Genomic DNA, 26,691 nt, shown 5'->3' with positions numbered 1-26,691 from the left:
CCGTTCACCTCGGCGCCTGGAGTTGGTGGTCCCGGGTCACCACGGGTGCGGCCGGGGCCTCGTCGTCCTCGGTTCCGCGGATCCACGTGACGAGCAGACCGAGTGCGACGACGACGTGCACCAGCCCGGCCGGGATCCACATGATGGCGCCAGCCAGCTGCTGGTCCGCCAGCGGCGCCAACCCCCAGGTGTGCGTCGTCGCCGCGTAGGCGGAGTACCAGGGGCTCCGGCCGAACGTGAGCAGCACGGAGAGCAGCGCACTCGACATCGCCATGCCGAAGACGAGCAGGACGCCGAGGCCGGCGGGGACCCGCGCCGCACGGACGCCGATGACGGTTCGCCAGAACAGCACGCCGGTGATCAGGAAGGTCGCGTGCTCGAGGGCGTGGACGGCGGCGTTCTGCACCGCGGCGTCGTACAGCACGGCCGCATGCCAGGCCCAGAACGTCCCCACGTGCAGCAGCCACGCCGTTCCCGGATGCCGCAGCGCATGCGTCACCGCGGCCAGGCGCAGCCGTCGTCGCGACGGGCTGATCGCGCGACGGACGACGGCGGGGCTACCGCGCAGCAGCCGGCCCCCCGGGGCGCTCAGCACGAGCAGCGGCGCGGCGACGAGCGTGAGCAGCAGGTGCTGCACCATGTGCGCGGACGCCAGCGCGTCGGACAGCGCGTCCAGCGGCGAGACCAGGGCGACGACGATCGCGGCGAGCGCGCCGGCGAAGCACCGCGCCCGCCACGTCTGGGCGGCCCGGGCCCGACCGCGGCTGCGGCCCCGCAGGTAGGCCCAGGTGGCCAGCAGCAGACCGGTGAGGATCACCGGGTCGGCGTTCCAGGCCGTCCAGAGCTCCTCCGGTACCAGGTGCGCGCCGTCGTGCGCGAGCGTCCCGGGGCTCACGTGCACGCCTGCAGGAACAGGGCGGGGAGGCCGACGAAGAGCACGGTGGCCAGGCCCAGCAGCGACAGCAGGAACCCGCCGAAGGCGAGCGGCTGCCGGTCGACGAGCTCCTCGGTGCGCGCCTCCGGCCTGGCCCGGTGCAGCGCCCGCCACCGGGCCAGGCCCCACCATGCGGTCGCCGCGCAGGCGAGCGCGGCGACCGCGGTGGCGACGAGGGTGACGACGGTCGGTACCGGCGGGTCGAAGGTTTCCAGCCCGGGACCGCCGCCGGTGCAGCCGGCCTCCACCACCAGGTAGACCAGCAGGAAGTGGACCGAACTGATCACCGGCCCGGCGAGCAGGACGACGACGGCGGTCACCGCCCGGGTGTCGACCGACACGTCGACCGGGGCCGGCGTGCCACCGCTCGCCGTGGCCGCCTCCTCCGGCTCCGGTGGCGGGGGGCGGCGCGCCGCGGGGTCGAAAGTGCTCATGTCAGGGCCGGCCCGAGGTAGAGCGTCGCGAAACCGACGACCCAGATGACCGCCATCGCCACCCAGAAGCGGGCCACGTTGGCTATCGGGGCGTGCCGGCGGTACGTGTACGTCCCGCGGGAGGCCCAGTGGATGACCATCGCCAGCATGATCAACGCGGCGGAGGCGACGACGACGACGAAGCCGGCGAGGGTGTAGAAGATCGAGCCGTAGGCGTGCGCCGTCCAGCCCACGTCGAGCTGCACCAGGTCGACGACCTGGACCACCACCCCGCCACCGGCCAGGAGCAGGGCAGCGAGCAGCCCGCCGCGGAAACCGCGCATGTCGCCCCGGCCGATCTGCCGCTGCGCGAACGGCACGCCGGCCGCACCGGCCACGACGAGCGCGGCAGCGACCGACGCCTGGCCCAGCGGCGGATTGCGGACACCGGCCACCGGCCACTGCGGGTTCTCCAGCCGCAGGTAGAAGTAGCTCAGCAGCAGGGCGGAGAAGGCCACGGCGACGAAGAGGATGGCGAGCAGCGTTCCGGACCGGGCGACGATCACGCTGCCGTGGGCGTTCACCGGGACGCCGTACTCACGCTCGAACGCATCCTCCTCGTCCGCGGTCATCGGCGCCGGCTGCGGCCAGTTCCAGGCGACGACGGCGGCGATGATGATCAGGGCACCGACTCCCGCTCCCCACCGCAGCTTGACGAGCTCGCTGAGGAAGATCAGCACCACGCCGCCCGCGGTGACCAGCGGCCAGATGGACGGGTTCGAGACGCGGAAGACCTCCACGGGTCGACCGTCCGCGGTGCCGACGACCACCGCCGCCCGCCACTTCAGCGGCCACTGGCCGAGCCCGCGCACGAAGTGCATCAGCTGCGGGTCGCCCCGGTCGAGCCGCTCCTGGTCCCACAGCGGGTGCCGGCTGCGCACGATCGGTGGCTCGGTCCAGCTGTGCTGCTTGGGCGGCGACGGCAGCGCCCACTCCAGGGTGTCGGCTCCCCACGGGTTGGCGTCGGCCTGCTCCCCCCGCCGGATGGTGCGGATGACGTTCCACACGAACACCCCGATGCCGGGCACGATGATCAGCACCCCGATCGTCGAGATCAGGTTGAAGATGTCCCAGCCCTGACCCGCCTCGTAGGTGTAGACCCGCCGCGGCATCCCCATGAGCCCGACCTGGTGCATCGGGAAGAAGGCGACGTTCACGCCGACGAACAGCAGCCAGAAGTTCCACTTCCCCAGCCGCTCGTCCAGCAGCTTGCCGGTGAACTTCGGGAACCAGTAGTAGACGCCGGCGAAGATCGGGAAGGCGACGCCGCCGATGAGCACGTAGTGCAGGTGCCCCACGACGAAGTAGGTGTCGTGAGCCTGCAGGTCGAACGGCACGGAGGCGACCATCACGCCGGTGATCCCGCCGATGACGAAGATGATCAGGAAGCCGACGACGAACAGGAACGGAGTTCGCCACACCGGCCGCCCGGCCCAGATGGTGGCCAGCCAGGAAAAGATCTGGACGCCCGCAGGAATGGAGATCGCCATGCTCGCGGCCGCGAAGAAGCTGAGCACCAGCGGTGGCAGCCCGACGGCGAACATGTGGTGCGCCCACAGCGCGAAGGACAGGAACCCGATGCCGACCAGCGAGGCGACGAACCAGATGTAGCCGACCGGGCGGTGCCGGACGAAGACCGGAAGGATCATCGCCACGATGCCGACTGCGGGGATGAACTGGATGTAGACCTCGGGGTGCCCGAAGATCCAGAACAGGTGCTGCCAGAGCAGCGAGCTGCCGCCGAGCTCGGGATCGAAGAACTGGGTACCGAAACCGCGGTCGAGCTCGAGGAGCAGGCTGCCGATGATGAGCGGCGTGAAGGCGAAGAGGATCATGAACGCCATCACCAGGAACGCCCAGGCGAACAGCGGCATCCGGGTCAGCGTCATGCCGGGGGCGCGCATCTTCAGGATGCCGATGATGATCTCGACCCCGGCGGCGATGGCGCCGATCTCGGCGACGCCCAGCCCGAGGATCCAGAAGTCGACCGCGAGGTCGGGCGAGTACTCCGGCCCGCTCAGCGGGGTATAGGCGAACCAGCCGACGTCGGGCACCAGCTGGAACAGGGCGCTGCTGTAGTAGAGCAGCCCGCCGAAGAGGAACGTCCAGTAGGAGAAGGCGCCGAGGCGCGGGAAGGGCATCTCCCGGCTGCCCAGCATGGAGGGCAGGATGAGGATCGCGAAGCCCTCGAAGATCGGCAGGATGACGAGGAACATCGTCACCGAGCCGTGGTTGGTGAACAGCTCGTTGTAGAACTGCGGGCTGACCAGCTCCTGCTCGGGGAAGGCCAGCTGCAGGCGCATGATGAGCGAGTCGAAGCTGCCGCCGAGGAGCAGGAAGAAGAAGCCGGTCAGCACCAGGCGCTTGCCGACCAGGTCGTTCTGGACGCCGGTCAGCTGGCCCCGCAGCCCCGGCGGGTCGTCCCAGATGCGGTCGAGCTGCTCGGCCGTCCCCGGGTCGGTGACTTCCGGCGTCCCCGGGCCCGGACGCGGGGCGCCCCGGTCGGCACTCACTGCTGCTGCTCGATCCAGGTCGCGAAGGCAGCGGGACTCTCGGCCACGACGTGCACCCGCATGGTGGCGTGCTCGAGCCCGCAGAACTCCGCGCACTGCGTGCCCCACTCCCCCGGCTCGTCGGCCCGCAGCTGCAGGACGTTGACGCCGTCGGGCAGCATGTCCATCTTGCCGCCCAGCTCGGGCACCCAGAAGCTGTGGATGACGTCCGCCGAGGTCAGGCGGAGCGTGACCGGCCGCCCGACGGGCAGGTGGAGCTCGTCGGTGACGGTGACCCCCTCCTCCGGATAGGAGACCTCGAACCACCACTGATGGCCGGTGATCTCGACCACCAGCGCCTCCGGCGGGCTCTCGTTCGGCATGGCGCGCATCGCGGCGACCGTCGCACCGAACACGACGGTCAGGACGACCACGGGCAGCACCACGCCGCCGGCCACGATCCAGCGCTTCTCCGACGGCTGCCTCCCCTCGGCGCTCTCGTCGGCGGGCCGCCGCCGGAACAGGCCCACCGCGAGCAGCACGGCGAAGAGGACGAACACGGCCACGCCGAGGGCCAGCATCAGCCACCAGAGATCCGCGATCGCCTCCGCGGAGGGGCCCTTCGGATCGAGGCTGCCGCTGGCGGCGTCGTTCACCGACGGCCTGCCAGCGCTTCAGCAGCGACCCGGGCGACGCCGCCGGGTGCCGGGGGTCGGGCCAGGGGCAGCTGCGAGCCACGCGGTGCACTGACCGACGGGACACCGGGCATGCCGCCTCCACCAGGATCGGAGCCGCTCGACCGTACCCGGACCAGAGCGGCGGGGGCGACCCGACGCGGGAACGCCGGGGCGCGGTGCGTCGGGCCCGGGGGCCTCGTCGTCCGCGGATCTCGGTCGGGACGATCCGATGGGCCGCGATGTCCGGGAACGTGACACCGTGAGCCATGCGGATGCATCATGAGCGACTGGGCGAAGGCGTTCCCCTGCTCCTCGTGCACGGCCTCGGCTCCACCTGGCGCACGTGGGCGCCGGTGCTGGACGGCCTGTCCGCACGGCGCGAGGTCATCGTGGTGGATCTGCCCGGCTTCGGCGAGACGCCACCGCTGAGCGGCGACCTCACGATCGCCGCGCTGGCCGATGCACTGACCACCTTCATCGACGATCACGGTCTCACCGGGGTCGATCTGGTGGGCAGCTCGGTCGGAGCCCGTCTGGTTCTCGAGCTGGCTCGCCGGGGGGTCGGCGGCGACACGGTGGCGCTGGACCCAGGAGGGTTCTGGAGCCCCATGCAGAAGCGGGCGTTCCAGGTGTCGATCGGGACGTCGATCCGTCTGGTCCGCGCGCTGCAGCCCGCACTGCCGCTGCTGACCTCGCATCCGGTCGGCCGGACCGCACTCCTCGCGCAGCTGAGCAGCAGGCCGTGGGCCCTGCCGCAGGAGCTGGTGCTGCGCGAACTGCAGTCCTGGGCCGGTTCGGCCGGTTACGATTCCCTGCTGGACGCGCTGGTGCACGGCCCCGACCAGCAGGGTGCTCCGGTGGGTTCCACCCCGGGCCGCGTCGTCATCGGCTGGGGGCGCCAGGACAGGGTCGTCACACCCGCCCAGGCGGCAGCGGCGATGGCACGCTTCCCGGGTGCGGAGCTCCATTGGTTCGACCGGTGCGGCCACTTCCCGATGTGGGACCAGCCGCAGGAGACCATCCGCCTGATTCTCGGGAACACGGCCGTCTGACAGATGTCGGCGGCTCCAGGACATGGCAGGCCAGCCTGACTCACTGCCCGCGCACGACGGCAGGGTCCCGTCAGGAGTGCTCATAGGCCTGCCCGACGCGGTAGAGGGTCGCCTCGTCGAAGTGCCGGCCGACCAGCATGAGCCCGACGGGGAGCCCGTCGGACACCCCGCACGGGAGGCTGAGCGCCGGGTGATGGGTGACGTCGAAGGGGCACGTGTTGGCGAACATCTCGGTGGCCCGCCGGCACCACTCGGCCACGCCGTCGGCCGGGTCGGGCAGCGGCTGCGCCTTCTGCGGGGTGGTGGGCATCAGCAGGACGTCGACGTCCCGCAGGGCCGCGTCGTACGCCGCCCGCAGCGTCCGCACCCGGTTCACGGCCTTGCCGTAGTAGGTACGACCGAGGGTGTCCTGGACGTAGCTGCCGAGCAGCGTGAAGAGCTTGACGTTGGCCGGCAGGCGATCGGCATCGCCGCGGCGGCGGAGCAGGTGCTCCATCATGTCGACCGGGTAGTGGTCGTCCCGGCTGATCGCGAACCCCTGGTTGCGGAGCACGGTCTCGGTGAGGCCTTCGATGGCGATCGGGGTCCACAGCGCCGGGCCGAGGAGGTGCAGCGGGATGGACACCTCCGCCACGTCGGCGCCGAGCTTCTCCAGGACCGTGGCGGCCTGGCGGACCTGGATGTCGACGTCCGGCTCGCCGCCCGGATGACCGAAGCCCTCGCGGAGCACGCCGACCCGGAGGCCGCGGACCCCGGCGCCGAGATCCGCGGTGTAGTTCCCGACGTGGACGTCCCGCTGGCGCGGGTCGACGCCGTCCGCCCCCGCGATGACCTGGAGCAGTCGCGCGTTGCCCTCGACCGTGCGGGCCATCGGCCCCACGTGGTCGATCAGGGCCTCGATCGGGGCGATGCCCGTGTACGGGACGAGACCGTAGGTCGGCTTGAGCCCGACGATGCCGGAGAAGGACGCCGGCATCCGGATGGAGCCGGCCTGGTCGGCGCCCAGCGCGAGGTCGGCCTCTCCGGTGGCCACCGCCACCGCGCTGCCGCTGGACGAGCCTCCCGCCGACCACCCGTGCCGGTGCGGGTTGTGGGTGGGGCCGTGGGCGTTGGTGTGGCTGCCTCCGGAGAGGCAGAAATACTCGCAGGCGGTCTTGCCGACGATCTCGGCGCCCGCCTCCAGCACCCGCGTCACCACGGTGGCGTCGACGTCGGGCGTGTACCCCTCGAGGAGGTCCGCGCCGTTCATCATCGGCACCCCGGCGACCATGACGCTGTCCTTGACCGCGAGCTTCATCCCGGCCAGCGGGCCCTCGGCGGCGCCCCGGATCGACGTGCGCACGTACCAGGCGTGGTGCGGGTCCTCCTCGGCCGTCGGGAACCGGCTCTCGACCGGCCCCCGGGAGGCGAGGACGGGCTGTTCCCCGACCGCATCCACCGCGTCGTAGGCGTCGAGCATCGCCGACACCAGGGCCGTGTACTCGTCGATCGAGTCCAGCGCACTGCGGTAGCCGAGTCGCTCGGCGATGCCGGCCAGCTCGGCGGGCGTGGGCCTGGGGAGGGGCATGGAAACTCCAGTCGTCTCGGTTCGCCGAGGTGCCTGTGATCCAGCTCATCCACCCACGCACCGAGCCGCGCGGTCAACATCGAGCGCGTCCAGGGAACGGGCGGCCGGCGCGGTGGAGATGCCGCACGAGTTACGCTGCGCCACCTCGGGAACCCGGAGGGAGTGATCGACGTGCAGCCCCTGGCGGATGCGGTGCCGGACAACGAGCTCCCGCCCGACCTGCCGAAGCCGGCCAGCGTCCTGATCGGCCGGGCATGAGCCACCAGGCGGCCTTCGCCGGGCTGCACCGGTCGCCGGTGCCGTTCCTGCTGCCGAACGCGTGGGACGTCGCCTCCGCCCTCCTCCTGCAGGACGCCGGGTTCCCGGCGGTCGGCACCACGAGCCTGGGGGTGACCGCGGCCGCGGGCCTGCCGGACGGCGCCGGTGCCGGCCGCGACCTCACCATCGCCCTGGCCGAGACGCTCGCGGTCCGGCTGCGGGTGCCGGTGACCGTCGACCTGGAGGGCGGCTACTGCGACGATCCGCGGGAGGTGGCGCGGATCGCGAGGCGGCTCGCGGACGCCGGTGTCGCCGGCGTCAACCTGGAGGACGGGCGGCCCGATGGGAGCTTGCGACCGGCGGCCGAGCACGCCGCCGTGATCGCCGCGGTCACCGCCGCCGCCCCGGACCTCTTCGTCAACGCCCGTACGGACACCTACTGGCTGGAGCCCGGGCCCGCTGCGGGCCGGCCGGCGGAGACGGGACGGCGGCTGCGGATCTACCGGGACGCGGGAGCGGCCGGCGTCTTCGTCCCCGGCCTCACCGATCCCGCCGTGGTCGCCACCCTGGTCGCCGAGGTGGCCCTGCCCCTCAACCTGCTGTGGCAGCCCGGCGCGACGCTCGCCGGCCTGGGCGCCGTCGGCGTGCGGCGGGTCAGCACCGGCTCGGCGCTCTACCGTTCCGCCCTCGCGGCGGCGGTCGCCACCGCACGGGCAGCGGCCGAGGGCGGCCCGTCCCCACTTCCGGCGATCGGCTACGGCCCGTTGCAGCAGACCGTGGCTGCCGCGCCGCCGGCCCGCGAGCGGTAGTGCGGCGGCCCGTCACGGCCTGGTCGCCGGACCGGCTCGGCGATGACCAGGGGACGCGATGACCGCTGACCGTGCGCAGCGCCCGGTCGTCGCCGGGATCGACGGATCGGGCAGCTCCTACCGGGCTGCCCGGTTCGCCGCCGAAGCAGCCCGTCGACGCGGTGCGCCGCTGCACCTGCTGCACGCCTCGCTCGACGTCCCCGACCTGCTGCGCACGCACGCGAACACCACCGTGCGGCAGGTCGCCGAGGCCCTCACCGAGGCCGACCGGGACGTCGGGGTGCAGTGGTCGATCGAGCAGGGCGACCCGGTGGACGTCCTGCGCGCCATCTCCGCGGAGGCACAGCTGCTGGTCATGGGTGGCCGGGGCACCCGGCGGCTGGACGGCCCGCGGGTCGGGTCGACGGCCAACGGCGTGGCCGCCTCCGCCCGCTGCCCCGTCGTGGTGGTGCCCGACAACACGACGTCGGTCGTCGTCCGCGGTCGCCGCTCGGTGGTGGTCGGCGTCGAAGCGCACCGGCACGCCGACGAGGTGCTCGGCTTCGCCCTGCAGGAGGCCTCGTTCCGCGGAACGGACCTCGTTGCCGTCCATGCCTGGCGGGACATCCCGCCGGCCGAGTACGAGTCGGACGGCCCGGTGATCGACTGGGCCGCCGTCCGCAACGGGGAGGAGCGCGTGCTCAGCAGGGCACTGGCGGGGCGGCAGGAGGAGTGGCCCGATGTCGTCGTCCGTCAGGTGATCGCCCGGCACAAGACCACCCAGATCCTGCTCGCCGCAGCCCTGACGGCGGAGTTGCTGGTCATCGGACACCGCCGCCGCGGACCCCTCGCGACGTTGAGGTCGACGACACATGCCGTCCTGCACCGGGCCACCGGGCCCGTGGCCGTGGTGCCGATCCAGCCGCCGGCGAACCGCGGAGAATGGTCCTGATCCGCAGCGAACCGGTTCCACCGTCACGTGACGGGCGCGCCCGCCCCACTCCGGAAGAGCAGCCGCTGCAGCACGGACCCGACGACTCCGGTCGGGTCGGCCACGGCGCCCGTGGACCGCCAAGCGATGACGCCGTCGGGACGCACGACGACCGCGCCGTCGGAGCCGATGCCGTAGGCGTCCTCGAGGGCGCCGGCGGCAGCGACCAGGTCGCCGTCCGGAGCGACCCGGAACGCGACGAGATCCGGCACCTGGCTCGCCGCCGACTGCTGCCACGCCCGCCCGTTCGGTCCGGTCAGGAGCACGAAGGACGCGCCGAACACATCGAGGATCGACATGTCGACACCGTCGCGGGTGATGCTCAGATGAGCTGCTCGGGTGCCGGGTCGCCCGCTCGGCGCACGAGGGTCGTCCAGCGGTGGAGCGGACGGATCCGGGCGCTCCGGTGCCAGGACCGCGGCCGAGGCGTAGACGGCGCCGAGCTCGATCGAGGCGTCGTCGAGCGGGGCCGCGAGGTTGTCCTTCGACAGGCTCGGATCGACCCGCAGCACGTAACGCGTGTACGCCTGCTCGGCGATCAGGGCACCCACCGGCCTGCGTTCGGCGTCGTAGGTGTCCAGGAGCCCGGCACCGGCCCGGCCGTCGGCCACCATGGCGAGCTTCCAGGCCAGATCGTGTGCGTCGGCGACCCCGGTGTTGCCCCCGAAGCCCCCCGTCGGCGGCATGGTGTGCGCGGAGTCCCCGGCCAGGAAGACCCGTCCGTGCCGGAAGCTGGCGGCGTGCGCGGCGGCGGCGGTCCACGGCTGGACGTCGTCCACCTCCACCGCCATGTCCGGGCGGCCGAGCGCCTTCCGCACCAGCTCAGCGCAGCCGGCGGCATCGAGCTCCTTGCCCGCATGCGTGTTGCGGGTCCCGTCGGGGTTCGTCGTGGAGAACACGGCGAGGAAGCCGGAGTCACCGGTGAACGAGAAGCGGAAGAAGCCCAGGAGCTCCGGGTGGGAGATGTAGACGACGCTGAGCGGCCGATCCCGGATCAGCTCGCGCATGTCGGCCTTGAAGTAGATGGTGACGCACTCGGCGAAGGTGCCCCGCCCCTGCATCTCGATGCCCAACCGCTGCCGGATCGGGCTGTGGGCACCATCGGCCGCCACGAGGTAGTCCGAGCGCACCGTCTGCTCCGACCCGTCGTCCCGGCTGCGGATCACCGAGGTGACGCCGTCGTCGTCCTGCTCGAAGCTGACCAGCTCGGTGCCGTAGAGGTGTTCCGCGCCGCGGTCCCGGGCCCGGTCGCGGAGCAGCGGCTCGAGCCCGATCTGGGTGATGAAGAGCCGCGACGTCGGGCTCAGCCCTTCGACACCCTCGTTGAAGGAGCGGTAGAAGTAGGTCACCTCGTCGCTGGTGAGCGTCTCGACCGACACGATCGCACCGTTCTGGACGAACTCCTCCGCCGCCGCCTGCTCCACCGCCTCCTGCAGGCCGGCGCTCCGGAAGATCTCCATGGTGCGCTGGTGGAACGACGCCGCCCGCGGGTGGATGGCGGTGCCACGGTGCCGCTCGACCAGCAGGTGCGGTACCCCGTGGCCGGCCAGCAGGACCGACGTGGACAGCCCCACGAGGCTGCCGCCCACGACGAGGACCGGGACATGGCGATCAGGCACGGAACCATCCCTTCGCGGAGGTGCCGACCCGCTGCGAAGCCGGCCGACCCTCGTGGTGACCGCAACGGACGGATGTCCGCATGGCGGCTGTGTGGTGCCGGTCACGATGGCTGCCGGCCGGGGGCGTGTCAAGGCGCCACCCCGCCGGAGCGGCACCTGGCGCGGGGGTGGCGCCGGCAGCCGAACCGGCTGGGGCGAGACTGCCTCCATGACCACTGACGAGGACGTGGAGAGCTTCATCGCGGCGGTGCCCAAGTGCGAGCTGCACCTGCACATCGAGGGCACGCTGGAAGGCGAGCTGGTGTTCGAGCTCGCGCGGCGCAACGGCATCGACCTGCCCTATGCCGACGCCGACCAGATGAGGCGCGAGAGCCCCTTCCACGATCTGGCCAGCTTCCTGGTCGGCTACTACCGCAACATGCAGGTACTGGTCACCGAGCAGGACTTCTACGACCTGGCGATGGCGTACTTCACCAGGGCCGCGGCCCAGAACGTGCGCTACGCCGAAATCTTCTTCGACCCCCAGGCGCACACGTCGCGGGGGGTCGAGTTCGGCACGGTCCTGCGGGGACTGCGCCGGGCCGTCGTCGACGCGCGCCGCACCCTCGACCTGCACGCCGCACTGATCATGTGCTTCCTGCGCGACTTCTCCGCCGAGTACGCGATGGCCACCCTGATGGAGTCGCTGCCCTACAAGGACTGGATCGTGGGCGTCGGGCTCGACTCCGACGAGCGCGGCAACCCCCCGGTCAAGTTCGACAAGGTCTTCGCCCGGGCCCGCGCGGAGGGCTACCTGCTGACCATGCACTGCGACCTCGACCAGCCCGGCACCCTCGACCACATCCGGCAGGCGCTGGACGTCATCGGGGTGGACCGGATCGATCACGGCGTCAACATCCTGGAGGACCCGGCGCTGCTCGCGGAGGTCATCGAGCGCGGGATCGGGCTCACCGTCTGCCCGATCTCCAACGGCTTCGTCCGCGGCTCCGCCTGGGACGGCGCGACGAAGCGACTGCTCGACGCAGGCGTGCTGGTCAGCGTGAACTCCGATGACCCGGCGTACTTCGACGGCTACGTCGCCGAGTGCTTCCGCCGCGTGCACCAGGAGACGCCGTTGGCCATCGCCGAGGTCGCGACCCTGGCCCGCAACTCCTTCGAGATGGCCTGGTTGCCGGCCACGCTGCGGGCCCGCTTCCTCGACGAGGTCGACGCCGCGCTCCCGAGCTGAGCCGGCCCCGCGCACGCACCACCTCTTTAGCTGCGGCGGTCGACGACGGCGAAGGCGACCGCGCCCACCGCGACCTCGGCGAGGAGCAGCAGCGTCAGCACCATCTCCGGCAGGGCACCCAGGCCGATCGCGATCGCCGCGGCACCGGTGAGCGGGAACGCGAGCAGGCCGAGCACCGCCAGGGCCCGGGTGAGCACGGCGTCGTCCCGCTCGTCACCGGTCTGGGTCCACGCCCGCTCGAGGGTCGTCGCGCTCGTCGGGCGCCGGCTCACCCGCCACACCATGATCGCGACCCCGACCAGCCCGACCGCCGAGCCCTGCAGGAAGCCCACGCCCATGTGGCCGGGCGCGTACTCGCGCAGCAGCAGGCCGGCGGCGATCAGCAACGCCAGGGCAGCCACGGCCGCGCCCAGCGCGAGCGCCCGCTTCGTGCGGGTCCGTTCCTCAGTCGACATGGAAGATCTCCTCGACGGTGCGGTGGAAGTGGCGGGCGATGGTGATGGCGAGCGGGAGCGAGGGGTCGTAGCGGCCGGTCTCGATGGAGTTCACCGTCTGCCGGGACACGTCGAGCATCTCGGCCAACTCCCGCTGGGAGAGCCCGGCGGCCAGCCGGAGCTCTCGGACGTCGTTCTTCATCGCACCTCGGATGGTCAAGGACGCTTGACTGGACAAGCGTCCTTGACGTCACAGGCGATGTCAAGCGCCCTTGTCACTCGGGGACGGGAGCGACGTCACGGCGCAGCTCGGCCGAGTCACCGGGGTGGCGGTGCGCCAGGGCCCTCTCCGTTCCGCAGCTCGTCGCGGACCAGCGGCTTCCCGACCCCGGCGCGGTGCGCTTCCCGCGCGACGAGCTGCGCCAGCACCGGCGCGGTGGCCAGTTGGAAGAGGACGACCAGCGCCAGCTTGAGCACCTCGGAGACGGGGACCAGCAGCGCCGCCCCGGCCGCCAGCACCACCAGGCCGATCACCTGCAGCTTCGTGGCGGCCTGCAGCCGCGACCCGACGTCCGGCAGCCGCACCATCCCGACGCCGGCGAGGACCGCGAGCAGCGCGCCGCCGAGCAGGAGGACCGAGGCGGCGATCTCGGTGCCGGTCATCGCCGCTCCTCCACGTCGAAGCGGAGCACCGAGACCGTGCTCAGGAAGCCGAGCAGGGCCACGACCACGAGCAGGAGGACGTTGGCGCTCTCGTTGCGCTGCAGGGCCTCGACCAGGATGCCGCCCATGATGATCACCACCAGCAGGTCCAGGGCGACCAGCCGGTCGTAGAGGGACGGCCCGCGCAGCAGCCGGAACAGGGTGAGTCCCGCCGCCACCAGCAGCAGCGCGGCAGTGATCAGCAGCACCGCGCTCACCGGCTCTCCTCCCGCTCCGGGCCGGCGTACCCGGCCGCCGCCAGCACGTCGTGCACCGCCCGCTCGGCGCCCCGGCGGGCCTCCTCGACGTCCTCCTCGGAGCGGACGTCCAGCACGTAGATGTACAGGGTGTTCGACGGGCGGTCGATGTCGACGACGAGCGTGCCCGGGACCACGGACAGGCGGTTGGCGGCCATCGCCACCAGCAGGTCCGGCAGGGGCTCGCCGTGGGCCGGCAGCCGCACGCCGACGATGGCCGAGCGGGTGGCCGGGCCGCGCCGCAGCACCGTCCAGACGACCTGGGCCGTGGACGTCGCCAGCTCCACCGCGAGGCGCCCGAGCGCCCGGAGGGAGCCGCCCAGGCGGGGCCGGGACCGCAGCCGCACCGCCGGGAGCCGGCACGCCGCCAGGCACAACGGGGCCACGAGCACGCCGGAGAGGATGACCGCCGGCGTCAGGGCACCCCAGAGCAGCACCCAGACGACCACCAGCCAGCCGGTCAGCAGGATCCGGTCGGTCACGAGGTTCCTTCCTCTCCGAGCACGGCGGTGCGGTACCCCTCCCGGTCGGCCAGGTCCTCCGCGGCCCGGCTCGCGTAGGCCGACAGCGGCCCGGCGGCGACGGCCAGGGTCAGCCCGGCGGCGACGGCCAGGGCCGCGGCGGTGGTCATGAGGCCGCCGGCCCGCCGGGTGGCCGTCGTCGTGCCCGCCCCCCCGTGGGGCACCTCCTCGGGCGGCTTCCCCCAGAACGCCATCATCCAGACCCGGCCCATGGCGGCCAGCGTGAGCAGGCTGGTGAGCAGCGCGACGCCGGCCACGACGAGCACCGGTGCCGTCGCGCCGCCGACCGCGGCCTGCAGCAGGGCCAGCTTGCCGATGAAGCCGGCCAGCGGCGGGATGCCGCCGATGCTCAGCGCGGGCACGAGGAAGAGGACGGCGATGTGCGGGGCGCTGCGGGCCAGCCCGGCCAGGTCGGCCAGCGCGGTGCTGGACCGTCGTCGCTCGGCCAGCCCGGCGACCAGGAACAACGCCGACTGCACGGTGATGTGGTGGACGAAGTACAGGATCGTCCCGGTCAGCCCGGCGACCGAGGACATCGCCAGGCCGAAGAGCATGAAGCCGATGTGCGAGACGAGGGTGAATGACAGCACCCGGTTGAGGTCGTCCTGGACCAGGGCACCGAGGACGCCCACCAGCATCGTGACGGCGGCCAGCACGAGCAGCAGCACCCAGGGCTCGTCCCGCGGGAACAGCAGGGTCTGGGTGCGGACGATCGCGTAGACGGCCACCTTGGTCAGCAGCGCGGCGAAGACCGCGGTGACCGGGGCGGGCGCGGCCGGGTAGCTGTCGGGCAGCCACCAGTGCAGCGGAACCATGGCCGCCTTGATGCCCAGCACCGTGAGCAGCAGCAGGCCGAGGAACTCCTGCAGCCCGCTGGACAGCCCGGGAACGGCATCGGCCAGCTGGGCGAGGTTGACCGTGCCAGTGACGGCGTAGATCAGCCCGATCGTGGTCAGCAGCAGGATCGTGGCCGTGAGGCTGGTGCTCACGTAGATCATTCCCGCGCGGACCCGCTCGACGGTCGGCCCGAGGGTGGTCAGCACGTAGCTGGCCATGAGCATGACCTCGAAGCCGACGAACAGGGTGAACAGGTCGCCGGTCAGCAGGACCAGCGCGATCCCGGCCAGCAGCACCAGGTAGGCGGGGTGGAACACCGCGGGGACGTTCTCGATCCGGTCCTCGGCGGTGCCCTGGCCGATCGCGAACAGCATGACGGCGAAGCAGACGACGACGGCCACGAGCAGGGCGAGCGCGGCGAAGCGATCGGCGACCAGGGTGATCCCCAGCGGCGGCGCGTACCCGCCCGCGTAGAGGACCAGCCGCTGCGCCGCGTCCACCCGGACGAGCAGCACGACGGCGTCGGCGAGCACCGCGACGAGCACCGTCAGCCCGAGCACCCGCTGGGCCACCGGCCGGGTGCTGAGCAGCAGCGAGACCGCCGCGCCGAGCAGCGGCAGCACCACGGGCACCGACAGCAGCACCGCGGTGCTCACCGGTCCCCCTCCCCCGGGGTGCCTCGGTCGCCGTCGTCGGCGAGGGCATCCTCCAGGGCGTCGGGCACGTCGTCGACCCCGCGCAGGGTCACGCTGCGATCGGCGAGGGCCAGCAGCAACGCGGTGACGGAGAGGGTGATCACGACCGCGGTGATCGCCATGGCCTGCGGCAGCGGGTCGGCGGCCGCCTCCGGCGTCGTCTCCCCGACCACGGGCGGCCGCCCTGCCGGGCCGCCGGCGACGAGCAGCACCAGGTTGACGGCGTGCCCGAGCAGCACGAACCCCAGGACGACGCGCAGCAGGCTGCGCTGCAGGAGCAGGTAGCTGCCGCCGGTGAACAGGACCCCGACGACGAGGGACAGCGTGAGGTTTCCGCTGCTCACGTCGTCCGCTCCGCGTTTCCATCGGCGGGCTCGTCGGCGGGCTCGTCGGCCCCGAGCGTCCGGAGGACGTCGAGGGTCAGCCCGACGACGATCAGCGCGATCCCGAGTTCCAGGACCAGCGAGGACGGGATCTCCACGTGCCCCAGGAACCCGGCCTCCAGACTCCACACCGCTCCGGCCAGCAGCTGACCGGTGACCACGACCCCGGTCGCGGCGTACCCGGCCACCAGCAGCAGTCCACCACCGAGCAGCCCTCCCGGCGGCAGCGGCATCGCCGTGGCGAGTTCCTGCGGGCCGCCGGCCAACCGGCGCAGGACCAGGCCCAGGCCGGCGACGAGGCCCGCCGCGAATCCGCCGCCGGGATGGTGCAGACCGACGAAGAGCAGGTACACCGCGACGACGAGGATGCTCGGGTGGACCATCCGGGCAAGGCCCTCCAGGAGCAGTGACCGCTCGTCGGGGTCCTGGCGGTCGGCGGCCGCCAGGAGACGGCTGCGTGGCACGGCCACCGGCCGCCGATGGTCGTCGGTCACGACGCCTCCTCCTGTTCCGCTTCCTGCCGCGCCGCGGCCGGCTGCCGGTGACCGCCCCGCGGGGTCCCGCGCAACCGGCTGGTGACGAGGACCAGGCTGGCCACCCCGGTCGAGGCGATGGCGAGGACGGTCACCTCGCCCACGGTGTCCAGGGCCCGGAACTCGGTGATGATCACGTTCGTGACGTTGGGCCCGCCCGCCTCCGGGGCCTTGCTGAAGTAGCCCTCGATGGAGCGGGAGGGCACGTGCCGGGCGCTGATGGTGAGGGTCGCGAGGGTGGCGAGCGCCCCGACCAGCAGCGCGACGCCGGCGCGGGCACCGCGCAGCACCTCCGGCGGCCGGCGGACCTCCGGCGGCATCCGGCGGATGACCAGGACGAAGACCAGCAGGGTGAGCGTCTCTACCAGCACCTGGGTGAGCGCCAGGTCGGGATCACCGTGCACCAGGAACAGCAGCCCGACGAGGTAGCCCACCGCCGAGAGGACGAGGACCGCCGTGATCCGGCGGTGGATGAGGACCACGCCCACGACGGCTGCCACGACGACGGCGCCGACGATCGCCTGGCCCGGGGTGTCCCAGGCCCGGAAGCGCGCCGGGAGGCCGACCTGGACCAGGAGGACGCCACCGGGCCCCACGCAGACCACGAGCAGGACGACGACCAGGTAGCCGGGGAGCGAGCCGATCTGCGTCCGCCGGGTCAACGCACCCGCCGCGGCGAGGACCCCGCGGGCCAGCCGGTCCTCGCTGCCCTCGGCCGACGGCCCCGCGGGCAGCGCGCTCCGCGCCGCGGCGACCCGGTCCCGGCCCAGGTGCAGGGCGGCCCCGGCTGCCAGCGTGAACAGCGACAGGAACAGCGGTGGCGAGAACCCGTGCCAGAGCGCCAGGTGGTAGCTGTGCTCGAGCGGGTAGGCATCGGCATGCCCGCCGGCCAGCGCGTCGACCACCGGGGGTAGGAGGCCGCCGAGCAGCCCCGCACCGCCCAGCACCGCGGCCGGGGCGAGGAAGCCCGGCGGCGGCCGGTGCTCCAGCCGCTGCTCGACCCCGGGCCGGTCGGCGAACGCCCCCCACAGGAACCGCAGGGTGTAGGCGACGGTGAGCACGGACCCTGCGACGATCCCGGCCAGCACCCAGCGGTGCCCGGTCCCGGGTTCGAGGAAGGCCTCGAAGGCGGCCTCCTTGCCCAGGTACCCGAGCGTCGGGGGCAGCCCGGCCATCGAGAGGCAGGCCAGCACGGCGACCGCCGCGAGGCCGGGCGCCCGGCGGGCCACCCCGTTGAGCTCCCGCAGGTCCCGCGTCCCGGCCTCGTGGTCGATGATCCCGACGACCAGGAACAAGGTGGCCTTGAAGGCGGCGTGCGCCAGCAGCATCGTCGCGCCGGCCAGGGCCGCGGTCCGGGTGCCCGCTCCCAGCAGGACGAGCAGGAAGCCGAGCTGGGCGATCGTGCCGTAGGCGAGCAGGCGCTTGAGATCGGTCTGGGCCAGCGCCCGCCAGCCGCCCAGCACCATGGTCGCCACCCCGACCGCCAGCACGATCGGGCGCCAGGGCAGCACCTCGGCGAACGCCGGGGCGAGCCGGGCGACGAGGTAGAGCCCGGCCTTCACCATGGCCGCGGCGTGCAGGTAGGCGCTGACGGGTGTGGGTGCCACCATCGCGGCGGGCAGCCAGGGGTGGAAGGGCACCTGGGCGGACTTCGCGAGCGCACCGACCAGCACGAGGACCACCGCGGTGGCGGCCTGCGCGCCCTCGGGCGGCGCGGCCACGATCGCGGAGAGGCGGTAGGTGCCGGCCGCGTCGCCCAGCAGCAGCAGCCCGAGCAGGAGGGCGAAGCCGGCCCCGGTCGTCACCAGCAGCGCCCGGAGCGCCGCGGACCGGTGTGCGCCGTCCCGCCCCTCGTCCCCGATGAGGAGGAAGGAGCAGACGGTGGTCAGCTCCCAGGCGACGTACAGCGCCAGCACGTTGTCGGCCAGGACCAGCCCCAGCATCGCGCCGGCGAAGAGGACCAGCACGGCGGACGTCCGCGCCATCCCGTGCTCCCGGCCGGCGAAGTAGTGCACGCCGTAGAGGAGGACGAGGGCCCCGACCCCGGTGACGACGAGGCCGAGCAGCAGGGACAGCCCGTCCAGCAGCAGCGGCACCTCGAGGCCGAGGGTGTCCGCCCAGGTCCAGGCGGCCCGCCGCGGCTGCCCGGCGAGGACGTCCGGTGCGGCAGCGGCCAACCAGGCGAAGGAGATCGCCGGGGCCAGCGCACCCACGGCCAGCGCCCTGGACCCGAGACGGGTGCTCAGCGCCGCGGCGACCGCGGCCAGGACGAGATGGGCCAGGAGGAGCGCGATCACGGGCGTCGGGCCGTCGCCGCGGCCGGTTCGTCCATCAGCCGGCCGGCGTCCGGGCCGCCGGCGCCCCCACGTCGGACCCGGCCCTGCGCTCCCCGCTCCCGGACGGCGCCCGCAGACGCCACGGCTCGGCGATCCCGTCGATCCGTGGCATCGCGGCCCTCCTCGTGTCCTGTCCGACCTCGATGTGGACCCGTCCCCCCTACCCGCGGCTCGGCCCGTGCACATGACGGATCCGTGACTTCCGGTCGATGGCGGGACGGAGGGCGGCGCCGTTCCCGCCGCCCTCGACCATGCCCGGTGTGCCCCGGCCGCCGGGTGGGCACACCTGGGACATCGGCCGCCCGGCCGGTCAGCGGGCGGCCACGGCTGCCGGTGGGAGCGGCAGCCATCGGTGCAGCCAGTCGATCGACCGGTCGATGACCTCCTCCAGTGCTCCGGGCTCCGGAAAGAGGTGGGTCGCGCCGGGCACCACGGCGACGTCGTTCTCCCCCGCCAGTTGGACGGCGGCGGTCCGGTTCAGTTCCAGCACCTGCTGGTCGGCGCCGCCGACGATGAGCAGCGCCGGTGCCTGCACACGACCCAGCGCCTCCCCGGCGAGGTCGGGCCGCCCGCCGCGGGAGATGACCGCGCGGACCCGGCCCGGCCGGTCGGCGGCGGTGATGAGCGCGGCGGCTGCACCGGTGCTGGCACCGAACGTCGCCAGTGGCAGGCCGGCGGTCCCGTCTGCAGCGTCGAGCCAGTCGGCGGCGTCGGTGAGCCGCCCGGCCAGCAGCGGGATGTCGAAGCGCAGTTCCCGGGTGCCGGCGTCGACCTCCTCCTCGGCCTCGGTCAGCAGGTCCATCAGCAGCGTGCCGAAGCCGGCGCCCTGGAGGGCGGCGGCGACCTGCCGGTTGCGGGGGCTGTGCCGGCTGCTGCCGCTGCCGTGGGCGAACAGCACCACGCCGCGGGCCCCGGCCGGGACGACGAGATCGCCGGCGAGCTCCGCCCCGGACGCGGGCACCTCGACGGTGCGCTGCAGCGGCTGCTGCTCAATCGGCATCGGGAAAGGTCTCCAGCTCCGCTCCGGAGGGGTGGACGTCGTGCAGCGGGGTCAGCGCCCGGGACTCGTCGAACCAGCAGAAGGCGTCGTACCGGCGGCCCAGGACCGTGGGCACGTAGTTGCCCCAGCGCTCGGCGCCGGGGTGGTAGACGACGCCGACGGCGCGGTGCGGGCGCTCCTCGGCCAGCCACCGAGGCTGCTCCCGAGGGAAGACGAACAGCGCGCTCGCCTCGGCCACCGCGTCGTGCAGCAGTGCCTCCGTGCTCCCCCGGCGGGCCGGAGGCAGCGGCATCTGCTGCACGGGGGCACCCCAGCTGTCCGCGGCCAGGACGCTGCCGTGGTGGCTGCCGAACCCGACGATCACGACCTCGTCCTCGCCGTAGCGCTCGCGGGCCAGCTGACCGACGTTGACCATGCCCGCCTCGCCCATGTCGGTGTACCGGGCGTCCCCGACATGGGTGTTGTGCTCCCAGACGACCGCCTTGGCACCCAGCCCGTGGTGGTTCAGAAGATGGTCGAGCGTGTCGACCATGTGGTGGTCGCGGACGTTCCACGAGTCGGGCCCGCCGCGGACCATCGCCCGGTAGTAGGCCTCGGCGCCGGCGGCGACCCGGGCGTTCTGCTCGGCGTTGAACGCGGCGTCCCGGTCCGGCCCACCATCGGTCGCCGCGCCGGCGCGGAGCTCGCCGAGCATGCCGACCACGGTGTCCTCGCAGCTGGTCGGCACCAGCCGGGTCGCCCGGGCATAGGCCTGCGGGTCCTCCGCGTAGGGCTCGAAGCACCGGAACGCGGCCAACGCGGTGTCGACGTGCGCGGGCTCGTGCTCGCGCAGGTATCCGAGGATCGCCCGCAGGGAGTCCCAGAGGCTGTAGACGTCCAGGCCGAAGAAGCCCACCCGGTCGGCCGGCGGGCGTTCGGCGTTGTGCGCCCGCAGCCAGCGGGTGAACTCCGCGACCTCCTCGTTGGCCCACATCCACGTCGGCCAGCGCTCGTAGCCGCGCAGCACCTCCCGCGGGTCCTCGGCCGCCGAGGCCAGGGTCACCGAGCAGTTGACCCGGTGACAGTCGGGCCAGTCGCCCTCCACCCCGACGAACGAGAAACCCCGCTCGGTGATCAGCCGGCGGGTGAGCGCCGCCCGCCACGCGTAGTACTCGTGCGTGCCGTGCGAGGCCTCTCCGAGCAGCACCACCCGCGCCTCGCCGATCCGGTCCAGCAACGGATCCAGGTCGTCGGCATCACGCAGGGGCCGGGCCATGTCCTGCACCCGTCCGTCGTCATCAGACATCCGCCCTGCCCTCTTCCCCGGTGCTGCCGGCAGCCGCTGCCAACGCGGCCCGGACCTCGTCGTCCTGCGTCGGGGAGAAGTCCGTGTACCCCTGGCCCACCGCGGAGAAGAACTCCGGCGTCCACACGCAGACCACCTCGTCCACCTCGGCCGCGAGCCGGTCGCACACGGCTCCCGAGGCCACCGGAACCGCCACGGTGAGCCGTCGGGGCTGCTGCTTGCGCACCGCGGCGAGCGCGGCCCGCATCGTCGACCCGGTGGCCAGCCCGTCATCGACGACGATCACCGCCCGGCCGTGGACCGGGGTGGCCGCCCGCCCGCCGCGATAGGCCTCAGTGCGCCGGCGCAGCTCGTCCGACTCGCGCTGCCGAACGGCCTCGAAGGCGCTCTCGTCCACGCCACCGGCCTCGATCACCGACTGGTTGCGGACGGTTTCCACCGCGTCGCCGACGGCCGCGATCGCACCCATGGCCAGCTCCGGCTGTCCGGGCAGACCGAGCTTGCGGACGATGAGGACGTCGAGCGCCCCGCCGGTCGCAGCTGCGACCTCCGCGGCGACCGGCACTCCTCCGCGCGGGAGCCCCAGCACGACGACGTCGTGGTGCGCGTAGTCCGACAACCGGTCCGCGAGGACCCGGCCGGCCTCCCGCCGATCCGCGAACGGCTTCTGGTCAGGTGACATCGGTTCCCCTCCTCGCCGGGCTCCGGCACCCGGGCGGGCATCCCGCACAGCTCGACGAGGATGGGCCTACCCCGGTGACCGGTCCGCTAACGACCCGGCGCACGGTGTCGGCGGCCCCCCTCGGTCCGGTGCGCGGGCCACGGCTGCCGGGGCTAGCGTCGGCACATGACGTCACCGCCGTCTCCCATGCCGCAGCCGCCGTCTCCCTCGCCGTCCCCGGTCGACCCCGTGTCACCGCCGCCACCGGCTCCCTCGCCGCAGCCGAACCCGACCGACCCCACCGCTCCCCCGCCGGCGCCCGGCCCGCCCGCCGACTGACCTACGCCATGCTGATCGACAAGAGCCATGTCCTCCAGACGTTGCGCACCCGCGGCATGACCGAGCAGGCCGCGCGAGCCGAGCAGGTGCTCGACGCGCACGTCGACACCGTCCGGGACGCCGATCTCCTCCGCAGCCTGGGCATCGACCCCGACAGCCGCGCCGAGGGCGGTGGTCTGGCCACGCGCTGAGATCCCGGGTCCACCGACACATCGAGATCCCTGGTGTGACCCGGCAGCTACCCGGGCAGGAGCCGAGGGTCACAACCCTGACGCTCAAGGAGAAGACCATGGCCACCGGCGAAACCGGCTTCGAGGACGTCATGTTCGACCTGATCTCGGTCCAGTACCACTCGCTCAAGGCCGGGCACGACTACGGCCAGTACGTGCGCGACGCGGAGAACGCCGGCCTGGACGACGTGGCCGGCTTCTTCCGCGAGGTCATGGACGGCGACTCGCAACGAGCTGCCCGCTGCCACCAGTTCCTCGCCAAGCTGTCCGGCACCGACCAGGCCGGCCCCGCCGCCCAATGACGGAGTTCCTCCGGGGCGTCCCGACGGGCGCCCCGGAGGTAGTCCGGCAGGTCCACCCGCCAGGAGACGAGCCAGGAGGCACGCAGTGAAGGCAGTGGTATGGCACGGCGTCGGAGACATCCGACTGGACGACGTTCCCGACCCGACCATCCAGGACCCGACCGACGCCATCGTGGAGATCACCGCGAGCGCCATCTGCGGAACCGACCTGCACTTCGTGCGGGGCACCATGTCCGGGATGGTCGAGGGCACGATCCTCGGTCACGAGGCCGTCGGCATCGTCCGCGAGACCGGTCCGGGGGTGCGCAACCTGCGCTCCGGCGATCGCGTGGTGATCCCATCGACCATCGGCTGCGGCTATTGCTCCTACTGCCGGGCCGGCTACTTCGCGCAGTGCGACAACGCCAACCCCAACGGCGCAGCCGCCGGGACGTGTTTCTTCGGCGGGCCGCAGACCACCGGACCGGTCGACGGACTGCAGGCAGACTTCGCCCGGGTGCCGTTCGCGAACGTCGGGCCGGTCTGGCTGCCCGACGAGGTCAGCGATGACGCGGCGATCCTGCTGTCGGACATCTACCCGACCGCCTGGTTCGGCTGCCGGCTGGCCGACGTCGGCCAGGGCGACACGGTGCTGGTCCTGGGTGCCGGGCCGGTCGGCCAGTTCGCCGTCACCAGCGCCTTCCAGCAGGGCGCCGGCCGGGTGCTGATCATCGACGGGGTGGCCAGCCGCCTGGACCAGGCCAGGGCACGCGGGGCCGAGGCGATCGACTTCAACACCGAGGACCCGGTCGCGGTGGTCAAGGAACTGACCGGTGGGATCGGCGTCGACCGGGTCGTCGAGGCGGTCGGTGTCGACGCCCAGCGGCCGAAGTCCGGCCCGGCGGCCGAGGCTGCGCAGCAACAGGCGGCGGCGTTCGAGCAGGAGCGGTCCCAGGTCGCCCCGGACCAGAACCCGCACGGCGGTACCTACGTCGCCGGCGACGCGCCGAGCCAGGCGCTGCAGTGGGCGGTGGAGATGGTCGCCAAGGCCGGGAGCATCGGCGTCATCGGCGTCTACCCCCCGCAGCTGACGAGCTTCCCGACCGGTGCGGCGATGAACAAGAACCTCAGCGTGAAGATGGGCAACTGCAACCACCGGCGGTACCTGCCCCGCCTGCTCGACCTGGTACGCACCGGCGCGATCGACCCCTCCACCGTGCTCACCCAGGTGGAGGACATGCCCACGGTGCTGGATGCCTACGAGACGTTCGACCGACGGGAGAGCGGCTGGACCAAGGCGGTCATCGCGCCGTCCTGAACCGCTCCGCCCGACCACGACGCAGCCCCCGCCGACTCTCGGCGGGGGCTGCGTCGTCCGGGGCAGAGAGAGCTCAGCGCAGCTGCACCGGCCCGGCGTCGATCGGCGTGCGGAACAGCACGTAGGGCTTGCGGCGCTGGTCCGCGCCCCCGCGGTACTTGGCCTGCCGGTACAGCTGGTTGGCCGTGACGTAGAGGTGGCCGTCCGTCGCGACGGACATGGTGTCGGGCCACAGCAGCCGGGGGTCGGAGACGACGGTCTCCCACGACCCGTCGGGCAGCCGCCGGTGGATCGCGTCGTGCTCGCCGTCGGTGACGTAGAGCCGACCCTGGTCGTCGGTCTCCAGTCCGTCGCTGACGCAGCCCTTGTCGCCCTCGTCGGCGACCGTGGCCACGACCGCGTCATCGCCGGTCGACCGGTCGGCCAACGCGTCCACCGACACGCTGTACCACCGCCGGCCGGCCATCGGGCACCAGTACAGCCGGCTGCCGTCGGCGGCGATCGCTATCCCGTCGGCGCCCATGCAGATCGGCGAGGTCGAGCCGTCGTCGGCCCGCTCGATGAACTCCTGGCCCTCCACGACCATCCGCAGGTCCGGCGGCGGCACGGCCTTGGTGGCCGGGTGCTCGTGCAGCCGCCGCCAGCTCTCCCCCGAGGCCAGGTCGACCACGATGATCCCGTTCGGCCCCGAGTCGGAGGAGTCGGTGATGAACGCCGTCCCCGCCGCCCCGCGACGCAGGTCGAACCGGACGTCGTTGAGGTAGGTCGTGGGCAGCGCGACGTCGGTCGGGAAGAGGATCGTCTGGACCACCGAGTCGGTGGCCAGGTCGACGCAGACGAGTTTCGGTCCGCCGTGCTGGGTGGGCTGGAACATCGGGCTGCCGGTGTCCAGCAGCCAGAGCCGGTCCGCCGGGTCGACGACGATGCTCTGCACCGACACCAGCCGGTCGGGATCGGCGTCGGAGCGGTTGTCGTTGAGCTCCTGGCTCGGGAAGGCGACGACGTCGCCGTCCCGGACCTCTCCCACGGTGAACCCGACCTCGTCGCCCCACTTCGGATAGCAGACGAACACCCGGCCGGTGTGCGAGACGCTCACCCCGGTCGGCATCGCCCCGGTGAACAGGTGGACGACCTCGAGCGTGCCGATGGTCTCGTGGCCGGCGGGCTGCGCTGCCTCGGTCACCGGGACACCCCGGGGGCGCCGAAGGCGCGCAGCAGGTGTTGCGCGGCCTCCTGCTGGGCCTCCTCGGCCTTGTCCAGCACGGCGGAGGCGCCGAAGAACTCGTGCATCACCCCGGTGTAGTACCGGTGCGTCGTCGGCACGCCGGCGGCTTCCAGGTCCGCGGCGAACTGCTGCCCCTGGCTGCGCAGCACGTCGCGCTCGTCGGTGATCACCAGCGTCGGCGGCATGCCGGCCCGCTGCGCGGGGGTCCAGTCCAGCAGGGCGATCCGCGGGTCGGTCGCCGCCTCGGGCTTGCCCGCGAAGGCGTGCATCGCCATCCAGGACAGCAGCGCGCGGTTCAGCGGGCGGCCGTCGGCGGCGTCCTCCATCGACTCGCCGAACTGCTCGCCGGTGGTCAGCGGGTAGACGCAGACCTGTGCCAGCGGCGCCGGCCGGCCGTTGGCGGCCAGCTGCAGGGACGTGGCCGCGGCCATGGTGCCGCCCACGGACTCACCCCCGATGGCCATCCGGGCGGGGTCCCCGCCCAGCTGCGCGGCGTTCTCCCGCACCCACGTCCAGGCGGTCAGCACGTCGTCATGGGAGGCCGGGAAGACGGCCTCCGGTGCCCGCCGGTAGCCGGGGCTGACGACGACGGCCTGCGCCTTGTTGCAGATGCCGCGGCAGGACGCGTCGTAGGTGTCGATGTCGAACAGCACCCACCCGCCGCCGTGGATCCACAGGACGATCGGCAGCGGTCCGGCCCCGGCGTTCGCCGGGGTGTAGACGCGCAGCGCCTGCTCACCTCCGGCGCCGTCCGGAATCGTCAGGTCCTGCACCGAGCCGACCGGCTCGGGGCCGGAGATGCCGCGGTCGGCCATCACCTTCCGCACCGCGTCGTCGGGGCCGGGCTGCTTGCGGGCCTGCTCGGGCGTGAGGATCTCGAACGGCAGCGGACCGAGCGAGGAGTGCGCGTCGACGATCGCCTGCGCCTGCGGGTCCAGCAGGCCGGAGGCGTCGGTGGCCAGCTCCTGCTGCCGGCCCGAGAGCATGTCGCGCACCATGTCCAGCGGCTTGGCCAGCATCCCGGCGATCCGCTCGGCGATGCCCTCGTCCGGGGCGTGCGGGTGCGGCCGCGTGGGTGCCTGCCGCTTCGCGGTGAGGAACTGCCTGCCGAGATCGGCCATCCGCTCGGCACCGGCCTTGGCCCGGAACTCCGGCAGCTCCTCGTCCTCCTCGTCGTGGACGTGGTGGCGGACCACCTCCATGAGCCGGGTGAGCGCCTGCTCGAACTCGGGCTCGCCGGGCTCGGTACGCCCGAGGACGGCGAGGTGCTCCTTGATCTTCTGGTGCTCGTGCTCAGCGTCGTCGTGCTCGTCGGTCATCCCGATCTCGGGCCAGATCGGGTAGAGCACGGTCTCCTCCGCGAACGCGTGCGCCGCGAGCTCGAAGGAGATCTGGTCGACCAGGACGCGGCGGTTGCCGCGGCCGGCCTCCAGGTGCTGGAACTGCCGCTCGACGATGGCGTGGTCGTCAGCGATCAGATGGTCGATGTCGCCGGGCTGCGTCGGGTACTGCAGGGCCATCGGGAGCCTCCACGGTTGCTGGGAATGCGCGATCGGTCCTCTCCCGCCTACCCAC

At 72.9% G+C, this 26,691-nt stretch carries 27 protein-coding genes; 7 read left to right on the top strand and 20 right to left on the bottom strand.

The window, feature by feature from the left end:
- Positions 1–4: 4 nt before the first annotated feature.
- From ACYVG5_RS01180 to coxB, 4 genes are read right to left on the bottom strand one after another with little or no spacing between them, the layout of a single operon-like run.
- On the bottom strand, positions 5–895 hold the full coding sequence (locus ACYVG5_RS01180; protein WP_222045229.1) for a cytochrome c oxidase assembly protein: 891 nt from the start codon (positions 893–895) through the stop codon (positions 5–7).
- On the bottom strand, positions 892–1,368 hold the full coding sequence (locus ACYVG5_RS01175; RefSeq protein ID WP_222045227.1) for a hypothetical protein: 477 nt from the start codon (positions 1,366–1,368) through the stop codon (positions 892–894). Before ACYVG5_RS01175 ends, ACYVG5_RS01180 begins: the two co-directional genes overlap by 4 nt.
- Complete coding sequence (locus ACYVG5_RS01170; protein ID WP_222045225.1) at positions 1,365–3,920, bottom strand: cbb3-type cytochrome c oxidase subunit I; 2,556 nt, start codon at positions 3,918–3,920, stop codon at positions 1,365–1,367. The genes ACYVG5_RS01175 and ACYVG5_RS01170 overlap by 4 nt, the downstream gene beginning before the upstream one ends.
- On the bottom strand, positions 3,917–4,555 hold the full coding sequence (gene coxB, locus ACYVG5_RS01165) for a cytochrome c oxidase subunit II (RefSeq protein ID WP_222045223.1): 639 nt from the start codon (positions 4,553–4,555) through the stop codon (positions 3,917–3,919). The genes ACYVG5_RS01170 and coxB overlap by 4 nt, the downstream gene beginning before the upstream one ends.
- A 287-nt stretch (positions 4,556–4,842) precedes the next feature.
- Here coxB and ACYVG5_RS01160 point away from each other — a divergent pair, with 287 nt between their 5' ends.
- Positions 4,843–5,628: an alpha/beta fold hydrolase gene (locus ACYVG5_RS01160; protein ID WP_222045221.1), complete on the top strand. Its 786-nt coding sequence runs from the start codon at positions 4,843–4,845 to the stop codon at positions 5,626–5,628.
- 70 nt (positions 5,629–5,698) lie between these two features.
- Here the strand turns inward: ACYVG5_RS01160 and ACYVG5_RS01155 are convergent, their stop codons facing one another.
- Positions 5,699–7,195, bottom strand: a complete 1,497-nt coding sequence (locus ACYVG5_RS01155) for an amidase (protein ID WP_222045220.1) — start codon at positions 7,193–7,195, stop codon at positions 5,699–5,701.
- 254 nt (positions 7,196–7,449) lie between these two features.
- Here ACYVG5_RS01155 and ACYVG5_RS01150 point away from each other — a divergent pair, with 254 nt between their 5' ends.
- Together ACYVG5_RS01150 and ACYVG5_RS01145 are read left to right on the top strand one after the other, a co-directional pair.
- The gene (locus tag ACYVG5_RS01150; RefSeq protein WP_222045217.1) at positions 7,450–8,262 is read left to right on the top strand and encodes an isocitrate lyase/PEP mutase family protein; all 813 of its coding nucleotides are present in this window, start codon (positions 7,450–7,452) and stop codon (positions 8,260–8,262) included.
- 58 nt (positions 8,263–8,320) lie between these two features.
- Entirely contained in the window at positions 8,321–9,193 is an 873-nt protein-coding gene (locus ACYVG5_RS01145) for a universal stress protein (RefSeq protein WP_222045215.1), read from the top strand.
- Between the two features lie 23 nt (positions 9,194–9,216).
- Here the strand turns inward: ACYVG5_RS01145 and ACYVG5_RS01140 are convergent, their stop codons facing one another.
- Positions 9,217–10,851 (bottom strand): FAD-dependent monooxygenase, encoded by a 1,635-nt coding sequence (locus ACYVG5_RS01140; RefSeq protein WP_222045213.1) that lies wholly within the window; start codon positions 10,849–10,851, stop codon positions 9,217–9,219.
- Positions 10,852–11,059: 208 nt separating this feature from the next.
- Between ACYVG5_RS01140 and add the strand changes: the two genes are divergently transcribed.
- Complete coding sequence (gene add / locus ACYVG5_RS01135) at positions 11,060–12,079, top strand: adenosine deaminase (RefSeq protein WP_222045211.1); 1,020 nt, start codon at positions 11,060–11,062, stop codon at positions 12,077–12,079.
- Positions 12,080–12,105: 26 nt separating this feature from the next.
- Here the strand turns inward: add and ACYVG5_RS01130 are convergent, their stop codons facing one another.
- From ACYVG5_RS01130 to ACYVG5_RS01075, 12 genes are all read right to left on the bottom strand, one after another.
- Positions 12,106–12,534, bottom strand: coding sequence for a hypothetical protein (locus ACYVG5_RS01130; RefSeq protein ID WP_222045209.1), 429 nt, complete (start codon positions 12,532–12,534; stop codon positions 12,106–12,108).
- Positions 12,524–12,715: a helix-turn-helix transcriptional regulator gene (locus ACYVG5_RS01125; protein WP_222045459.1), complete on the bottom strand. Its 192-nt coding sequence runs from the start codon at positions 12,713–12,715 to the stop codon at positions 12,524–12,526. Before ACYVG5_RS01125 ends, ACYVG5_RS01130 begins: the two co-directional genes overlap by 11 nt.
- Before the next feature lie 116 nt (positions 12,716–12,831).
- On the bottom strand, positions 12,832–13,176 hold the full coding sequence (mnhG, locus tag ACYVG5_RS01120; RefSeq protein WP_222045207.1) for a monovalent cation/H(+) antiporter subunit G: 345 nt from the start codon (positions 13,174–13,176) through the stop codon (positions 12,832–12,834).
- Complete coding sequence (locus tag ACYVG5_RS01115; protein WP_222045205.1) at positions 13,173–13,433, bottom strand: monovalent cation/H+ antiporter complex subunit F; 261 nt, start codon at positions 13,431–13,433, stop codon at positions 13,173–13,175. The genes mnhG and ACYVG5_RS01115 overlap by 4 nt, the downstream gene beginning before the upstream one ends.
- Entirely contained in the window at positions 13,430–13,954 is a 525-nt protein-coding gene (locus ACYVG5_RS01110) for a Na+/H+ antiporter subunit E (protein WP_222045203.1), read from the bottom strand. The genes ACYVG5_RS01115 and ACYVG5_RS01110 overlap by 4 nt, the downstream gene beginning before the upstream one ends.
- Positions 13,951–15,486 carry a Na+/H+ antiporter subunit D gene (locus tag ACYVG5_RS01105; RefSeq protein ID WP_222045201.1) on the bottom strand — a complete coding sequence of 512 codons (1,536 nt, stop codon included), beginning with the start codon at positions 15,484–15,486 and terminating at the stop codon, positions 13,951–13,953. The genes ACYVG5_RS01110 and ACYVG5_RS01105 overlap by 4 nt, the downstream gene beginning before the upstream one ends.
- Positions 15,483–15,869, bottom strand: a complete 387-nt coding sequence (locus tag ACYVG5_RS01100) for an NADH-quinone oxidoreductase subunit K (RefSeq protein WP_222045199.1) — start codon at positions 15,867–15,869, stop codon at positions 15,483–15,485. Before ACYVG5_RS01100 ends, ACYVG5_RS01105 begins: the two co-directional genes overlap by 4 nt.
- Positions 15,866–16,402, bottom strand: coding sequence for an MnhB domain-containing protein (locus ACYVG5_RS01095; RefSeq protein ID WP_222045197.1), 537 nt, complete (start codon positions 16,400–16,402; stop codon positions 15,866–15,868). The genes ACYVG5_RS01100 and ACYVG5_RS01095 overlap by 4 nt, the downstream gene beginning before the upstream one ends.
- Positions 16,399–18,738 carry a hydrogen gas-evolving membrane-bound hydrogenase subunit E gene (gene mbhE / locus ACYVG5_RS01090; protein ID WP_222045195.1) on the bottom strand — a complete coding sequence of 780 codons (2,340 nt, stop codon included), beginning with the start codon at positions 18,736–18,738 and terminating at the stop codon, positions 16,399–16,401. The genes ACYVG5_RS01095 and mbhE overlap by 4 nt, the downstream gene beginning before the upstream one ends.
- A gap of 349 nt (positions 18,739–19,087) precedes the next feature.
- On the bottom strand, positions 19,088–19,777 hold the full coding sequence (locus ACYVG5_RS01085) for a dienelactone hydrolase family protein (RefSeq protein ID WP_222045193.1): 690 nt from the start codon (positions 19,775–19,777) through the stop codon (positions 19,088–19,090).
- Complete coding sequence (locus tag ACYVG5_RS01080; RefSeq protein WP_222045191.1) at positions 19,767–21,062, bottom strand: erythromycin esterase family protein; 1,296 nt, start codon at positions 21,060–21,062, stop codon at positions 19,767–19,769. Before ACYVG5_RS01080 ends, ACYVG5_RS01085 begins: the two co-directional genes overlap by 11 nt.
- A complete protein-coding gene (locus tag ACYVG5_RS01075; RefSeq protein WP_222045189.1) occupies positions 21,055–21,744 on the bottom strand; it encodes a phosphoribosyltransferase in 690 nt (229 codons plus the stop codon). The genes ACYVG5_RS01080 and ACYVG5_RS01075 overlap by 8 nt, the downstream gene beginning before the upstream one ends.
- A 74-nt stretch (positions 21,745–21,818) precedes the next feature.
- Here ACYVG5_RS01075 and ACYVG5_RS01070 point away from each other — a divergent pair, with 74 nt between their 5' ends.
- The 3 genes from ACYVG5_RS01070 (at position 21,819) to ACYVG5_RS01060 (ending at position 23,891) form a co-directional block, all read left to right on the top strand.
- Complete coding sequence (locus tag ACYVG5_RS01070; protein ID WP_222045187.1) at positions 21,819–22,253, top strand: hypothetical protein; 435 nt, start codon at positions 21,819–21,821, stop codon at positions 22,251–22,253.
- A 98-nt stretch (positions 22,254–22,351) separates the two neighbouring features.
- Entirely contained in the window at positions 22,352–22,594 is a 243-nt protein-coding gene (locus ACYVG5_RS01065) for an acyl carrier protein (protein WP_222045185.1), read from the top strand.
- Positions 22,595–22,679: 85 nt separating this feature from the next.
- The gene (locus ACYVG5_RS01060; protein WP_222045183.1) at positions 22,680–23,891 is read left to right on the top strand and encodes a zinc-dependent alcohol dehydrogenase; all 1,212 of its coding nucleotides are present in this window, start codon (positions 22,680–22,682) and stop codon (positions 23,889–23,891) included.
- A 73-nt stretch (positions 23,892–23,964) separates the two neighbouring features.
- Here the strand turns inward: ACYVG5_RS01060 and ACYVG5_RS01055 are convergent, their stop codons facing one another.
- Together ACYVG5_RS01055 and ACYVG5_RS01050 are read right to left on the bottom strand one after the other, a co-directional pair.
- Positions 23,965–25,074: an L-dopachrome tautomerase-related protein gene (locus tag ACYVG5_RS01055; protein ID WP_460682898.1), complete on the bottom strand. Its 1,110-nt coding sequence runs from the start codon at positions 25,072–25,074 to the stop codon at positions 23,965–23,967.
- A complete protein-coding gene (locus ACYVG5_RS01050; RefSeq protein ID WP_222045181.1) occupies positions 25,071–26,636 on the bottom strand; it encodes an alpha/beta hydrolase fold domain-containing protein in 1,566 nt (521 codons plus the stop codon). The genes ACYVG5_RS01055 and ACYVG5_RS01050 overlap by 4 nt, the downstream gene beginning before the upstream one ends.
- Positions 26,637–26,691: the final 55 nt, after the last annotated feature.

The organism is Modestobacter lapidis, from assembly GCF_054780755.1.
This window is presented reverse-complemented; position numbering and strand designations above follow the sequence as displayed.

Bases quoted from the DNA above. Each gene is read 5' to 3' on its own strand.
- ACYVG5_RS01065 (WP_222045185.1), top strand. From the start codon at position 22,352: ATGGCCACCGGCGAAACCGGCTTCGAGGACGTCATGTTCGACCTGATC.
- ACYVG5_RS01125 (WP_222045459.1), bottom strand. From the start codon at position 12,715: ATGAAGAACGACGTCCGAGAGCTCCGGCTGGCCGCCGGGCTCTCCCAG.
- ACYVG5_RS01080 (WP_222045191.1), bottom strand. From the start codon at position 21,062: ATGTCTGATGACGACGGACGGGTGCAGGACATGGCCCGGCCCCTGCGT.
- ACYVG5_RS01175 (WP_222045227.1), bottom strand. From the start codon at position 1,368: ATGAGCACTTTCGACCCCGCGGCGCGCCGCCCCCCGCCACCGGAGCCG.
- ACYVG5_RS01145 (WP_222045215.1), top strand. From the start codon at position 8,321: ATGACCGCTGACCGTGCGCAGCGCCCGGTCGTCGCCGGGATCGACGGA.
- ACYVG5_RS01150 (WP_222045217.1), top strand. From the start codon at position 7,450: ATGAGCCACCAGGCGGCCTTCGCCGGGCTGCACCGGTCGCCGGTGCCG.
- add (WP_222045211.1), top strand. From the start codon at position 11,060: ATGACCACTGACGAGGACGTGGAGAGCTTCATCGCGGCGGTGCCCAAG.
- ACYVG5_RS01155 (WP_222045220.1), bottom strand. From the start codon at position 7,195: ATGCCCCTCCCCAGGCCCACGCCCGCCGAGCTGGCCGGCATCGCCGAG.
- ACYVG5_RS01085 (WP_222045193.1), bottom strand. From the start codon at position 19,777: ATGCCGATTGAGCAGCAGCCGCTGCAGCGCACCGTCGAGGTGCCCGCG.
- mnhG (WP_222045207.1), bottom strand. From the start codon at position 13,176: ATGACCGGCACCGAGATCGCCGCCTCGGTCCTCCTGCTCGGCGGCGCG.
- ACYVG5_RS01075 (WP_222045189.1), bottom strand. From the start codon at position 21,744: ATGTCACCTGACCAGAAGCCGTTCGCGGATCGGCGGGAGGCCGGCCGG.
- ACYVG5_RS01130 (WP_222045209.1), bottom strand. From the start codon at position 12,534: ATGTCGACTGAGGAACGGACCCGCACGAAGCGGGCGCTCGCGCTGGGC.
- ACYVG5_RS01050 (WP_222045181.1), bottom strand. From the start codon at position 26,636: ATGGCCCTGCAGTACCCGACGCAGCCCGGCGACATCGACCATCTGATC.
- ACYVG5_RS01160 (WP_222045221.1), top strand. From the start codon at position 4,843: ATGCGGATGCATCATGAGCGACTGGGCGAAGGCGTTCCCCTGCTCCTC.